We start from the raw sequence: 12,976 nt of genomic DNA, 5'->3' as shown, positions 1-12,976 counted from the left end.
GTGTCACGGTGCAACTGCTTCTGGTCCGGCACGCGCTGCCGTTACGCAGCGAGCCCGGTGCGGGTTCCGATCCCGATCTGTCCGCCGACGGTATCGCCCAGGCGGCGCGACTGCCCGAGGCGCTGAACCGTTTCCCGATCAGCCGGCTGGTCAGCAGCCCGCAGCGGCGCGCGCAGCAGACCGCACGGCCGGTGGCCGACGCGCTAGGGCTGGGTATCGACATCGACGAGCGACTCGCCGAGTACGACTACGGGTTGTCGCACTACACGCCGATCGAACAGGCCTCCGAGGAGGATCTGCAGCGGTTGATCAACGGCCAGCTACCCGGTGACGTCGATCCCGACGCATTCCAGGCCAGGATCTGGGCGGGCATCGAGGACATCATCGCCGGCTCGGACCACGACGACACCGTCGCCCTCTTCAGCCACGGTGGCGTCATCAACGCAGTGGTGCACCGGGTCATGAAGACCGAGCGGTTGTTATCGGTCCAGGTGGACTATGCCGGCGTCACCCGGGTGCTGTCCTCGCGCAGCGGCCGACTGTCGGTGGCGGCGATCAACAGCACCGAACACGTATGGGATCTGCTGCCGCGAAATGCGCAGTGGTAAACATTTCGCGTGACCAATCTTGACGGCCTGGACCTGGACGCCCTTGATCGCCACCTCCGTGCCGAGGGCATCGCCCGCGCCGGTGAGCTGCGCGCCGAACTGCTCTCCGGTGGACGGTCGAATCTGACCTTCCGGGTCTGGGATGACGAGTCCGCCTGGGTGCTGCGCCGTCCGCCGCTGCACGGTCTGACCCCGTCCGCCCACGATATGGCCCGCGAGTACAAAGTGGTCGCCGCGCTGGCCGGGACCGCCGTGCCGGTTGCCCGTGCGGTCACCATGCGCAATGACGACTCGGTGCTGGGCGCACCGTTCCAGATGGTCGAGAATGTCGACGGCAACGTGGTCCGTAGCGCGGCGGAACTGGAGGCGCTGCAGCAGACCGGCGGAGCCGGCGTGATCGACGGCTGTGTGACGTCGTTGATCACGGCGCTGGCCGATCTGCACGCCGTCGACCCCGAGGCTGTCGGGCTCGGTGACTTCGGCCGTGCCGAGGGCTATCTGGAACGGCAGGTGCGCCGGTGGGGGTCGCAATGGGAGCATGTCCGCCTCGCCGACGACACCCGTGACGGCGATGTCACCCGACTGCATTCGGCTCTGGCGGAACGCATTCCGGTCAGCCCGCGGGCGTCCATCGTGCACGGGGACTACCGCATAGACAACACCATTCTGGACGCTTCGGATCCCACAGTGGTGCGGGCTGTGCTGGACTGGGAGTTGTCCACACTCGGTGATCCGCTCTCGGATGCAGCCTTGATGTGTGTGTACCGCAACCCCAATTTCGACGATGTCCTCGGGATGCGCGCGGCATGGACGTCACCGCTGCTGCCGTCGGCCGACGAGCTCGCGCAGCGGTATGCGGTGGCCAGCGGCCAGGAACTGCAGAACTGGGATTTCTACATGGCTTTGGCCTACTTCAAGATCGCCATCATCGCCGCGGGCATCGACTTCCGTGCCAGGGAGAGCGGCGATACCCACGGCGGTGTCGGTGCGGCCGTGGGTCCGCTGCTGGCCGAAGGACTGAAACTTATCTAGGTCACGCGCCTGGCGGCTTTGAGGTTCTTTCGGGCCGCGATGCGCAGCTGCACGATGCGCGCCGCGCCCACCAGGACCGCGAGCAACCCGCCGCCGACCGCGGCGAGCAGCAGCGCCACCCCCAGAGGCAGCGTCCAGTTCCAGCCGAGGAAGTGGAAGGTGCCCTGATCGGTGTTCTGGGCGATGAAGATCAGCAACACGATCAGCACCAGGAAACCGATGATCAGCGAGGTCCACAGGGCTGCCGCCCTGGTGAATTTGACGTTGTCCTCGGGAGGCGGGACCGGCTCCGATGCGCCAACGGGTTGGTGCGCCTGCTCTGGTTCGTATGGCAGTGCGTTCGGGTCGGTCGTCATGGTCTTATCTTGCCCCTTACGCGGCGTTGGCAAACCACCTCACGGTGAACCAAAGCGCGGCATGTCGTGCCGACGCCGGTTAATGTCGAAGGAATTGCCAGGCGTCACACAGCCACCTGAGGGGACGGTATGCGCTGCAGGAAACGGTTCGCTGTCTTCATCGCAGCATTGCTCACCCTGGTGAGTGCCGGTTGCGGAAGTTCCAATCCACTCGGCGGTGGACAGATATCGGGGGATCTGAAGACCATCGCGGTCGGCTCGGCCGATTTCACCGAGTCGAAGATCATCGCCGAGATATACGCACAGGCGCTGGAGGCCAACGGCTTCGCCATCAGCCGGCAGTTCGGCATCGGCAGCCGGGAGACCTACATCCCGGCCGTGCAGGACCACTCGATCGATCTGATCCCGGAGTACACCGGCAATCTGCTGCAGTACTTCGACAAGGATGCAACCGCCACCACCTCCGATGAGGTGCTGCTGGGATTGTTGCGCGCCCTTCCCGGTGATCTGGCGATCCTCTACCCGTCGCCGGCCGAGGACAAGGACACCCTCGCGGTGTCCGAGACCATCGCCAGGGAATGGAATCTCAAGACCATCGCCGATCTGGCGGCCCGCTCGCCCGAGGTGAAAGTCGGTGGGCCGTCGGAGTTTCAGACCCGCCAGACCGGCTTGGTGGGATTGCAGCAGAAGTACGGACTCGACATCGCGCCCGCCAACTTCGTCGCCATCAGTGACGGGGGCGGGCCGGCGACGGTGCAGGCGTTGACAAACGGCACCGTCACCGCGGCCAATATCTTCAGCACCTCGCCGGCGATCGAGAAGAACAACCTCGTGGTGCTCGAAGATCCGGAGAACGTCTTCCTGGCCGCCAATGTGGTGCCGCTGGTGGCCTCGCAGAAGATGTCGAACGAGCTCAAGACGGTCCTCGATGCCGTCAGTGCCAAGCTCAGCACCGAGGCCCTGATCGAATTGAACGGATCGGTGGAGGGGAATTCGGGTGTCGACCCCGACGAGGCCGCGCAGAAGTGGATCGCCGACAACGGATTCGACCAACCCCTGCCGGGGAAGTGAGTGAGCCGATGATCACCTTCACCTCCGTCACCAAGACCTATGCCGACGGCACCGTCGCGGTCGACAATCTGACCCTCGACATCCCCGAGGGCACGCTCGCCGCCTTCGTCGGGCCGTCCGGGTGCGGCAAGACCACCTCCATGCGGATGATCAACCGGATGATCGATCCCACCTCGGGAACGCTCACGGTCAATGGGGAAGACGTCACCAAGGTCGATCCGGTGAAGTTGCGACTGGGCATCGGATACGTCATCCAGAGCGCCGGCCTGATGCCGCATCAGCGGGTGGTGGACAACGTCGCCTGCGTCCCGGTGCTCAAGGGGCAGTCGCGACGTGAGGCACGCAAGGCCGCGCTGGGTGTACTGGAACGTGTCGGGCTGGATCCCAAACTGGCGCAACGCTATCCGGCGCAGCTTTCCGGTGGTCAGCAGCAGCGCGTCGGGGTGGCCCGGGCGCTGGCCGCCGACCCGCCGATCTTGCTGATGGACGAGCCGTTCAGCGCGGTCGACCCCGTCGTGCGTGAGGAATTGCAGACCGAGATCCTGCGGCTGCAGAGCGAGCTGCGCAAGACCATCGTCTTCGTCACCCACGATATCGACGAGGCGCTCAAACTCGGGGACAAGGTCGCGGTGTTCGGTCGCGGGGGCGTCCTGCAGCAGTTCGATCCGCCCCAGCGCCTGTTGTCCAATCCGGCAAACGATTTCGTCGCGGGGTTCGTCGGCGCCGACCGCGGCTACCGCGGTCTGCAGTTCCTGCGCCACAACGGCCTGCCAATGCACGATATCCAGCACGTCGGTGAACCCGGCATCGACGCACTCGATCTCGGACCGGGTGAATGGGTGCTGGTGACCAAACCCGGTGGCGAGCCGTACGGGTGGATCAACGCCGAGGGGGTGGACCTGCACCGCGGCGGGAGTTCGCTCTATGACAGCACCATCGCGGGCGGCTCGCTGTTCCGGCCGGACGGCACATTGCGGTTGGCGCTGGACGCGGCGCTGTCGTCACCGGCGGCCCTCGGCGTCGCGGTGGACGAGAACGACCAGGTGCTCGGCGGAATCCGTGCCGAGGATGTGTTGGCCGCGATCGACGATGAGCGCAAACGGCGGACCGGGTAGATGCAGTATCTGCTCACCCACCTCGACAACGCGTGGACGCTGACGCTGATCCATCTGCGGCTGTCCCTGGTGCCGATCGTGCTCGGATTGCTGATCGCGGTGCCCCTCGGTGCGCTGGTGCAGCGCACCACCGTGCTGCGCCGGGTCAGTACCGTCACCGCCAGCATCATCTTCACCATCCCGTCGCTGGCGCTCTTCGTCGTGCTACCGCTGATCATTCCGACCCGCATCCTCGACGAGGCCAACGTCATCGTGGCGCTGACCCTGTACACGACCGCCCTGCTGGTCCGTGCGGTGCCCGAGGCGCTGGACGCCGTCCCGCCCGCGGTGCGCGACGCGGCCACCGCCGTCGGTTACCGACCGTTCACCCGGGTGGTGAAAGTCGAACTCCCGCTGTCCATCCCGATCCTCGTCGCCAGCCTGCGGGTGGTCGCGGTGACCAACATCTCGATGGTGTCGGTGGGTTCGGTGATCGGTATCGGCGGACTGGGCACCTGGTTCACCGAGGGGTACCAGGCCAACAAGAGCGGCCAGATCATCGCGGGCATCATCGCGATCTTCGTCCTTGCGGTGGTGGTCGACACCCTGATCCTGTTGGCGGGCAAGGCGATCACCCCGTGGACTCGAGCGAAGGCCGGTGCGGTATGAACTTCCTGCACGAGGCGCTGGCTTTCATCTTCACGGCGCAGAACTGGACGGGCCCTGCCGGTCTCGGAATCAGGATCGTCGAGCACCTGCAGTACACCGGTATCGCGGTGGTGTTCTCGGCGTTGATCGCGGTTCCGGTCGGCCTGATCATCGGACATACCGGGCGTGGGACCTTCCTGGTGGTCACCGGAGTCAATGCGCTGCGCGCCCTGCCAACCCTCGGCGTGCTGCTGCTCGGGGTGCTGTTGTGGGGGCTCGGGCTCATTCCCCCGACGGTCGCGCTGATGCTGCTGGGCATCCCGCCGCTGCTCGCGGGTACGTACTCGGGGATCGCTGCCGTCGAACCGTCGGTGGTCGACGCCGCGCGGGCGATGGGGATGACCGAACGCCAGGTGCTGTTCCGGGTCGAGGTGCCCAACGCACTCCCGCTCATCGTCGGCGGTCTGCGCACCGCGACGCTGCAGATCGTGGCGACCGCCACGGTGGCCGCCTATGCCAGCCTCGGCGGCCTGGGCCGGTACCTGATCGACGGGATCAAGGTTCGAGAGTTCTATCTGGCGCTGGTGGGTGCGCTGATGGTTACGCTGCTGGCGCTGATGCTCGACGCGCTGCTGGCCGCCGCCGTGTGGTTGTCCCAGCCCGGCGCCGACCGGTTCGCCAGGTCGACCGATCTGCCCCAGCCTCTGCTCGACGACGAGGTGGCATTGGAATCCTCCAACGTGGCTACGGAGCCCGGGGGCCGTCGCATACGGTAGGAGGGTGACTGAACCAGCCGAAGCGTGGCCGGCGATCCTGACGTGGCGAGCACACGATGTGCCGCGGATGGAGTCGGTGCGGATACAGCTTTCCGGTAATCGGATCAAGGCGTACGGCCGCATCGTGTCGGCTGCCACGTCAACCGATCCTGCCTTCAGCGCCTCCTATGACCTGGTGACCGACGAAGTGGGTGCCACCAAGCGGCTGTCACTGACGATGACGCTGGCCGAGCGCGAACGCCAGCTTTCCATCGCCAGGGACGAGGAGGGCATGTGGCTGGTCCGCGATCACCAGAACCAGACCAGCCGCGCCGCGTTCGACGGAGCGCTCGATGTGGACGTGGTGTTCAGCCCGTTCTTCAACGCGCTCCCGATCCGGCGCAACGAACTGCACAAGGGCGGCCCCGAGTCGCTGACCCTGCCGGTGGTCTATGTGCGGCTGCCGGAGCTCAGCGTGGAGCTGGAGAACATCACCTACACGCGTGAGGCGGATGGGTTCGGACTGAAATCGCCGGTCGCCGAGACCACCGTCACCGTCGACGAGGACGGCTTCATCCTCGACTACCCAGGACTGGCAGCGCGGATCTGATCACTCCGCCGGCCCGTCCGGCGGCGGCCAGTTCGTCCCGCCACTGCGGGGCGCCGATGGTGACATGCAGGATGTCGGGCCTACGGAAACTGTCGTAGCGGACCCGGGCCGCATGGCCGGCCTCGACCAGCTCGGCGACCGAAGTGTGGGTGCGCAGGTGGTCACGGGCATCGGTGAGCAGTTCGATGGCCCGGTCCAGGCCGGTCGCCAGATGGTCGGCATTGGCCTCGCACATGGCGCGCACCAGATCCGGCGCGGTCGCCGCGACCCGGGTGCCGTCCCGGAACGATCCGGCGGCGAGCGCGAACGCCAGCGGAACATCGGCAGCGGCCACGGCGAGCGTCTCGGCCAACAGATGCGGCAGATGCGAGATGGCGGCCGCGGCGGCGTCGTGCTCGTCGGACCGCGCAGGCACCACCACCGCACCGCAGTCCAGGGCCAGCCGCATGACCTGATCGAAGACGGCCGGGTCGACATCGTCGTCGACGCTGATCACCCACGGGGCACCGACGAAAAGGGCTGCGTCGCCCGCGGACCAGCCAGAGTGCGCGGTGCCGGTCATCGGGTGCCCACCCACGAAACGCGATCGCAGACCGGCCTTCTCCACCGCCGGGAGCACCGCGCCCTTGACGCTGATCACATCGGTCAGCGCGCAGCCCGGGGCGACGGAGCGGATGTGGTCGAGCATTCCGGCCAGTGCCGGCATGGGCACGGCAAGCACGATCAGCGCATCGGTGTCCGCGGCACGCGTGAGGGCATCATCGAGAGTGGTGGTGGCATCGAATCCGTCGGCCTGGGCAGCGCTCACCCCGTCGATCGAGCGGTTGTACCCGAACACGGTGCGACCCGCCGCAGTGGCGGCCCGTATCACCGAGCCGCCGATCAGTCCAAGGCCCAGCACGCATACCGGTGTGTCGGTCACCGCTCTAGGTTGGCACATGGTTGATGGGGACTGGCTGTGACCGCTGGTCAAGCACTTGGTGGACGACTAGCGTAAGCGGCCATGGGAGCACAGCGGGCCACCGCACAACAGGCAGCCGACCTGCCGGGCGGGTTCGGCGTCGCGGTCGTCCGAGAGGACGGCAAGTGGCGGTGTACGGCCCTGCGCAGGACGGCGCTGAACAGCCTGACCGCGGCCGAGACCGAGTTGCGTGAGCTGCGAAGTGCCGGTGCGGTGTTCGGATTGCTCGACGTCGACGAGGAGTTTCTGATCATCCTGCGGCCCGCCCCGGCGGGCACCCGCTTGCTGCTTTCCGACGCCACCGCTGCGCTGGACTACGACATCGCCGCCGAGGTCCTCGACACCCTCGATGCCGATATCGACGACGAGGACCTGGAGGACACCGACCCGTTCGAGGAGGGCGATCTCGGGCTGCTCGCCGATATCGGCCTGCCCGAGGGCGTGCTCGGGGTGATCATCGCCGACGAGGAATCCGAGATCGAGGAGCAGATCACCGCGATCGCCGAGCGGATGGGCTTCGCCGACGAACTGTCCGCGGTGCTGGACAAACTGGGTCGGTGAGCTCCGACAGCGAGCTGATCCGGCAGGCGCTGGAGGCGGCCCGGCTGGCCGGGCCCGACGATATCCCGATCGGGGCGGTGGTGTTCGGCCCCGACGGGACGGAGTTGGCCCGCGCGGCCAATGCGCGCGAGGTCCTGCGTGATCCCACCGCGCATGCGGAGATCCTGGCGATGCGTGCGGCGGCTCAGGTGCTGGGCGACGGCTGGCGGCTGACCGATTGCACGCTGGCGGTCACGGTGGAGCCGTGCACGATGTGCGCGGGCGCGCTGGTGATGGCGCGGGTCGGCCGGTTGGTGTTCGGGGCGTGGGAGCCCAAGACCGGCGCGGTGGGGTCGCTGTGGGATGTGGTGCGCGACCGGCGGCTGACGCACCGTCCGCAGGTGCGCGGCGGGGTGTTGGAACGTGAATGCGCGGCGCCGTTGGAGGAGTTCTTCGCGCGGCATCGCTGAGCTGCTTCGGCACGCGATTAGGGCTCACGGCGACTGCCCGGTAAGCTTCCCGCCGGTGGCGTGTCCGAGCGGCCTAAGGAGCACGCCTCGAAAGCGTGTGACGGGTAACCCCCGTCCGAGGGTTCAAATCCCTCCGCCACCGCCATAGCCCCGATCCTGCTGACGCAGGTGAGGGGCTGTTTTCATGCTCGAGGTCGTGTCGCACCGCCTCGATGTCATCGTCGGACTCCAACGGAAACCGGCTCGACGGGCAGGCCCGCCCACTGCGGGAACTGGTCGGCGATCAGTCTGCCCACCGTGAGCGGCGAGACCGTCAGCTGGCCGGGGTGCACGCTCAGACGGCGACGGCGACGGTGGTGGGCACCGACCGCCCGAGCACCACGCCGTAGGCGGTGCCATCGGGCGTGCTGATCGGCAGCGTCGACCCGGGTACCAGATCGTCACCGTTGTCGGTGTCACCGTCGAACCAATCGTTGAACCACTCGGCGCTGAGCTGCCAGACCGCCGGCGGGTTCTGCGGCTGCGGGAATCCGGCCAGCACCGAGGCCAGGAACTGCACGATCGGGTTGCCGCCACGCATCGAGTCCATGTGGACACCGCCGGCGAGCACGACACCGTTGAACCGGCCGGGCCGCGCCGCGTTCAGCGATTCGTTGATATTGCTGATGAAGTTGAACAGGTTGGGCGGGGCGCCGATCTCACGGACCGGGATGTAACGTCCGGTGGCGTCCTCATAGGCCTGCAGCTTGGCCAACGCATCCGGCATGACCGAACCGGTGGGCACGCCGTCCAGGGTGATCACCCCGACGAGATCGTCGGCGGCGCCCTTGTCCATCAGGTATCCGGCGACGGCGCCGACGAGCTGACCACCGGCGGAATGCCCCGCCAGACCGAACTTCTGGGGCAGCACACCCACGTAACCGGCGTCGCGGGCACTGTCATTGAGGGCGGTCCGGTCGCCGACGAACAGCTCGGCGATGTTGTTCCACATGCCCGCGCCGTTGAGCCACGCGTCATCGTCGGCGAAGAAGTTCGACGAGAGCGTGGGCGTGACGACGATGCTGTTGGTGCGGACCGCCAACTCCGCGGCGGTGTAGCTGTACATCGGTGCCAGCGCGAAGAAACCATGCTGCAACAGGATCAACCGGTCCGGCTGCTGCGCACCCTCGGGCACGTCGGGGAAGTACCAGTTAGCCTGCACGCGTTGGCCATTGGCGAGCAGGATGGTGGATGTGCGCACCGTGACCGGGCTGTTGACCGGAACCGCCGGTGGGCCGGTCAGCAATGCCTCGAGCGCCTGGATGGTGTTGAACACCAGCGACCCGACGCCCTTGATGAGATTTTCGGTCAGGCCCTGCAGCCAGCGCAGCAGGTTGGGCGCCGAGGGGGCGAAGGCGCGTTCGGCGGGCGGCTGCTCGACCACGACCGCCATGGATACGGCCGGGGTCTCCGTCACCCGTGCCGTCGTGCCGTCGCGGTCGTGGCTGCGGTCGGCCGTCACGGCGGCCTCGGTCACCAACGGATCCGAAGGCTCGGTCTTCGAGGTGGTGCCGGTCTCGTTCTCGGCGGATGTGCTGTTCTCGGCATCCACGACGACGGGGGTGCTGATGCTCGGTATCGCGGCGGTCGGTCGGGTCTTCTTCCCGAGAACGGTCTCGGCCTCGCCGGCGCGGCTCGGGGGTGTCTTCTCGTGCTCGTCGGGGGCGGCCCCATGCTCGGACTCGAGTTCGGGCTGCAGTTCCGGTTCGGTCTCGTGCTCGGATCCGGTCTCATGCCCGGTGCCCGGTGTCGTACTGCCGGCTCTGTCGTCGGTCTCGGTGCCGATAGTGGTGTCGGTCTTGTCGGTCGACGTCGACTCGGCGGCAGACTCCGACGTGGTGTCGGTCTTGGTGCGCGGCGTACTGTCGTTGACCGGGCTCGATGCCGACCCGCGGCCCGCCCCGTCGGACGTATCGTCGGCCACTGCGACGCCGGCGCCGGCAAGCACCGCGGCCGACACCCCCGCCGACAACAGGCCGGCACTCACCCACGCCGAAAGCCGATCCATGAAGACCCCTGACCCTGTGCTCACCGAACCGTCTCGAATATTGACACTGGCGACAGCGTAACCGAGCAGTTTCGAGCAACGGCCATACTCGAAGATCGACGAAGGGAATCACCCCATGAGGGCTGTCAGTTGTAAAGCCGGCGAATTGTCGGTGATCGAGATGCCGGCACCGCGACCTGCCGCCGGTCAGTTGCTGCTCGACGTGCGTCGTTGCGGAATCTGCGGGTCCGACATCCATGCCAAGGATCACGCCGACGAACTGACCGAGGTCATGGCCGCCGTCGGATATCCGGATTTCATGAACAGTTCCACGCCGGTCGTACTCGGCCACGAATTCTGCGGCACGGTCGTGGAAAAGGGTCGCGGAGTTGCCAAGGAATTCAAGTCCGGCACCACCGTGGTGTCCTTCCCACTGGTGCGCGCGGCGGGCGGTGTGCACCTGACCGGACTCTCACCACTGGCCCCCGGCGGTTACGCAGAACAGGTGCTCGCCGAGGCATCGATGACGTTCGTGGTGCCCAACGGTTTGGATGTCGACACCGCGGCCCTCACCGAGCCGATGGCTGTCGCGCTGCATGCCGTACGACGCAGCGACATCAGCCGCCGCGACACTGCCGTCGTCATCGGCTGCGGCCCGGTCGGCCTGGCCGTGATCTGTCACCTGAAGGCCAAGGGGGTAGGCACGATCATCGCCAGTGACTTCTCCCCGGGCCGCCGTGCCTTGGCCGCCAAATGCGGGGCCCACGTGGTGGTGGACCCGGCCGTCGAGTCGCCCTATGAACGTTTCGACCGGCAGAAGGACGTGATCACCGCGGCGCCGCAGTTGTACGAACTGGGTGTCGGGTCGATGGAGAAGCTGCGCAAGGTGCCGGGCTGGTCGCATCTCTACCGGCTCGCGGAGTCGTTCGGCGCGGCCGGGCCGAAACGTCCGGTGGTGTTCGAGTGCGTGGGTGTGCCGGGAATGATCGACGGTGTGCTGGCGGCCGCGCCGGTGCAATCTCGGGTGGTCGTCGTCGGTGTGTGCATGGGCGAGGACCGTTTTCGTCCGACGTTGGCCATCGGCAAAGAGATCGACGTGCGCTTCGTGTTCGGCTACACACCGCTGGAATTTCACGACACCCTCAACCTGTTGGCGGAGGGCAAGGTCGATGCGTCGGCGCTGGTGACCGGGACCGTCGGTCTCGACGGAGTCGAGGCGGCCTTCAACGCGCTGGGTGATCCGGAATCGCACGCCAAGATTCTCATCGACCCCACCAGTTCGGCAGTCGAACCCGGTTAGTCGGATCGTCGAAATCTGTTCACGGCCAGTTTGTTCGGGCGGGACCGGTCCGTAGTCGCGGGTGTGCCAGAGTGGACTCACCATGCGTGGCACCAAACGAAAACGTCTCCGGCTCAGTGATCCGCTGTCGTTGTCGTTCGAGATGCACCGAAGGGTGTTGCTGGCCAGGCTGAATCGTCGACATCGTCGTCAAGCCGCCTCGGCCCCGGCGTCACGTTCGTCCTGATCGACGGCAGATCCATCGTCGACGACGGCGTCCGGGACATCGGGCTCGGCGTCAGAAGGCGGCGTACTGACGGCGATCCGGTCGACGATCTCGGCGCCGCTCTCTGGGTCGTCGCGGTCGTCACCGCGATCGGTGTCCTCCAGCAACGATGTGCGCCTACCGTTTTCGGCCGGAGCCGCGAGGTCATCGACATCGGTATCGATACTGTGAATATCGGGTGGTTGTACTTCCGAGCGCGGCGGGGACGGTGTCACCTCGGTCCGGCTCACAGCCGGCGGACGGCTGCCGGTCAGGTTCTCCAGCCCCTCGCGTAGCGCACCGGGAATCGCGTGCAGTGCCTCGACGATCTTCGGCATCGGTGTGATGAGTGAAAAAGGTTGATGGACATCCGGATTGAGATTTTCACGGTCCGTGTAGGCCATGTCGACAAGCACCCTCAGCAGCGGTTCGACGGCGCCGATCAGGCGTTCGGCCAACGGGGACTGCCCGAGGAAGCGCGCGATGTCGCGAAGGGGTCCGAACAGCGGCAGGTGTTCGTTGGGAACCAGGATGTAGCGGTCCACGACACCGCCCGGCTTGGCGACCTCCTTGGTGAGTACTGTCGGCGAATCCAGATCGACAGGGTCGTAGAACGGGTCGGGATGGGCGTAGCCCGCGGCCAGCAGGGTATTCAGCAGCGCGAGCGGATTGAAATAGGCGGGGAAGTCGGCGTACGTGTCGTACTCCATGGTCACGTAGGTCGTCCCGTACGCCGAGGGGGCCGCGATACCCATCGCCGGGATCATGCCGGGGATCCCGAGGAATGGAAATCGGGCCAGGATGCCGCCGTTGGGTATGAAGGGGGCCGCGATCTCCAGAAAGCTGAGGTCGCCGGGGGATGGTGCGGTCGCGGCCGCGTTGAGATCCCGCTTGATCTGCTCGGCGAGCAGCGTTCCCTCCGAGTATCCGGCGATGATCACCGGACCCGTCGTCGCGGCCAGATGGTCCAGCAGGACCGGCATGCCCACCCGCACGCTGTCGATCATGTTCAACGATGCCGGGTAATGGCAGGGGATGTAGATGTGGTCCGGCGGCCCGATCTTTCCGCGCAGCTTATCCGGGATGCGTGCGCCGGCAGGGTCGTCACGGCCACCGATGCCGATGACCGTGGCACTCGGCGCGACGGCATACCGCACCGATACCCGCGCGGTGATCACGCCGGTGAACAGCCACGACGAGAGCAGGATTACGGTGAGCAACGCCAGTGGCGTGCGAAAAAATCTCCCCATGCATCCCCCGA

At 66.7% G+C, this 12,976-nt stretch carries 14 protein-coding genes and 1 tRNA gene; 11 read left to right on the top strand and 4 right to left on the bottom strand.

Annotation, left to right across the window (positions count from 1 at the left end):
• The first annotated feature begins 8 nt into the window (after positions 1–8).
• Both IC40_RS0125660 and IC40_RS0125655 read left to right on the top strand, forming a co-directional pair.
• Positions 9–608, top strand: a complete 600-nt coding sequence (locus tag IC40_RS0125660) for a histidine phosphatase family protein (RefSeq protein WP_030137518.1) — start codon at positions 9–11, stop codon at positions 606–608.
• A gap of 9 nt (positions 609–617) precedes the next feature.
• Positions 618–1,640, top strand: a complete 1,023-nt coding sequence (locus IC40_RS0125655; protein WP_030137517.1) for a phosphotransferase family protein — start codon at positions 618–620, stop codon at positions 1,638–1,640.
• Here the strand turns inward: IC40_RS0125655 and IC40_RS0125650 are convergent.
• Positions 1,637–1,996, bottom strand: a complete 360-nt coding sequence (locus IC40_RS0125650) for a LapA family protein (RefSeq protein ID WP_030137516.1) — start codon at positions 1,994–1,996, stop codon at positions 1,637–1,639. The two genes, IC40_RS0125655 and IC40_RS0125650, sit on opposite strands and share 4 nt — an antisense overlap.
• Before the next feature lie 129 nt (positions 1,997–2,125).
• Between IC40_RS0125650 and IC40_RS0125645 the strand changes: the two genes are divergently transcribed.
• Genes IC40_RS0125645 through IC40_RS0125625 form a run of 5 tightly spaced genes read left to right on the top strand, consistent with a single transcriptional unit; the run spans position 2,126 to position 6,174 of the window.
• Positions 2,126–3,067, top strand: coding sequence for an ABC transporter substrate-binding protein (locus IC40_RS0125645; RefSeq protein ID WP_030137515.1), 942 nt, complete (start codon positions 2,126–2,128; stop codon positions 3,065–3,067).
• Between the two features lie 8 nt (positions 3,068–3,075).
• Positions 3,076–4,182 carry an ABC transporter ATP-binding protein gene (locus tag IC40_RS0125640; protein WP_030137514.1) on the top strand — a complete coding sequence of 369 codons (1,107 nt, stop codon included), beginning with the start codon at positions 3,076–3,078 and terminating at the stop codon, positions 4,180–4,182.
• Positions 4,183–4,830 carry an ABC transporter permease gene (locus IC40_RS0125635; protein ID WP_030137513.1) on the top strand — a complete coding sequence of 216 codons (648 nt, stop codon included), beginning with the start codon at positions 4,183–4,185 and terminating at the stop codon, positions 4,828–4,830.
• Positions 4,827–5,585 (top strand): ABC transporter permease, encoded by a 759-nt coding sequence (locus IC40_RS0125630; RefSeq protein WP_030137512.1) that lies wholly within the window; start codon positions 4,827–4,829, stop codon positions 5,583–5,585. Before IC40_RS0125635 ends, IC40_RS0125630 begins: the two co-directional genes overlap by 4 nt.
• Positions 5,586–5,589: 4 nt before the next feature.
• Positions 5,590–6,174 carry a putative glycolipid-binding domain-containing protein gene (locus IC40_RS0125625; protein WP_030137511.1) on the top strand — a complete coding sequence of 195 codons (585 nt, stop codon included), beginning with the start codon at positions 5,590–5,592 and terminating at the stop codon, positions 6,172–6,174.
• Here IC40_RS0125625 and IC40_RS0125620 read toward each other — a convergent pair.
• Entirely contained in the window at positions 6,137–7,114 is a 978-nt protein-coding gene (locus IC40_RS0125620) for a prephenate dehydrogenase (protein WP_030137510.1), read from the bottom strand. The two genes, IC40_RS0125625 and IC40_RS0125620, sit on opposite strands and share 38 nt — an antisense overlap.
• Before the next feature lie 63 nt (positions 7,115–7,177).
• On the opposite strand from IC40_RS0125620, the gene IC40_RS0125615 reads away from it, so the two are divergent.
• From IC40_RS0125615 to IC40_RS0125605, 3 genes are all read left to right on the top strand, one after another.
• Positions 7,178–7,696 (top strand): tRNA adenosine deaminase-associated protein, encoded by a 519-nt coding sequence (locus IC40_RS0125615; protein WP_030137509.1) that lies wholly within the window; start codon positions 7,178–7,180, stop codon positions 7,694–7,696.
• Positions 7,693–8,145 (top strand): nucleoside deaminase, encoded by a 453-nt coding sequence (locus tag IC40_RS0125610; protein WP_030137508.1) that lies wholly within the window; start codon positions 7,693–7,695, stop codon positions 8,143–8,145. The genes IC40_RS0125615 and IC40_RS0125610 overlap by 4 nt, the downstream gene beginning before the upstream one ends.
• A gap of 54 nt (positions 8,146–8,199) precedes the next feature.
• Positions 8,200–8,290, top strand: a tRNA-Ser gene (locus IC40_RS0125605).
• Between the two features lie 189 nt (positions 8,291–8,479).
• Here the strand turns inward: IC40_RS0125605 and IC40_RS0125600 are convergent.
• On the bottom strand, positions 8,480–10,192 hold the full coding sequence (locus tag IC40_RS0125600; RefSeq protein ID WP_030137507.1) for an alpha/beta hydrolase: 1,713 nt from the start codon (positions 10,190–10,192) through the stop codon (positions 8,480–8,482).
• A 115-nt stretch (positions 10,193–10,307) separates the two neighbouring features.
• Between IC40_RS0125600 and IC40_RS0125595 the strand changes: the two genes are divergently transcribed.
• Positions 10,308–11,471 carry a zinc-binding dehydrogenase gene (locus IC40_RS0125595; RefSeq protein WP_030137506.1) on the top strand — a complete coding sequence of 388 codons (1,164 nt, stop codon included), beginning with the start codon at positions 10,308–10,310 and terminating at the stop codon, positions 11,469–11,471.
• A 189-nt stretch (positions 11,472–11,660) separates the two neighbouring features.
• Here the strand turns inward: IC40_RS0125595 and IC40_RS0125590 are convergent, their stop codons facing one another.
• Positions 11,661–12,965 carry a PE-PPE domain-containing protein gene (locus IC40_RS0125590; RefSeq protein ID WP_051644440.1) on the bottom strand — a complete coding sequence of 435 codons (1,305 nt, stop codon included), beginning with the start codon at positions 12,963–12,965 and terminating at the stop codon, positions 11,661–11,663.
• Between the last annotated feature and the right edge of the window lie 11 nt (positions 12,966–12,976).

The sequence above is a fragment of the Mycolicibacterium neoaurum ATCC 25795 genome (assembly GCF_000691525.1).
Taxonomy (GTDB): domain Bacteria; phylum Actinomycetota; class Actinomycetes; order Mycobacteriales; family Mycobacteriaceae; genus Mycobacterium; species Mycobacterium neoaurum.
This window is presented reverse-complemented; position numbering and strand designations above follow the sequence as displayed.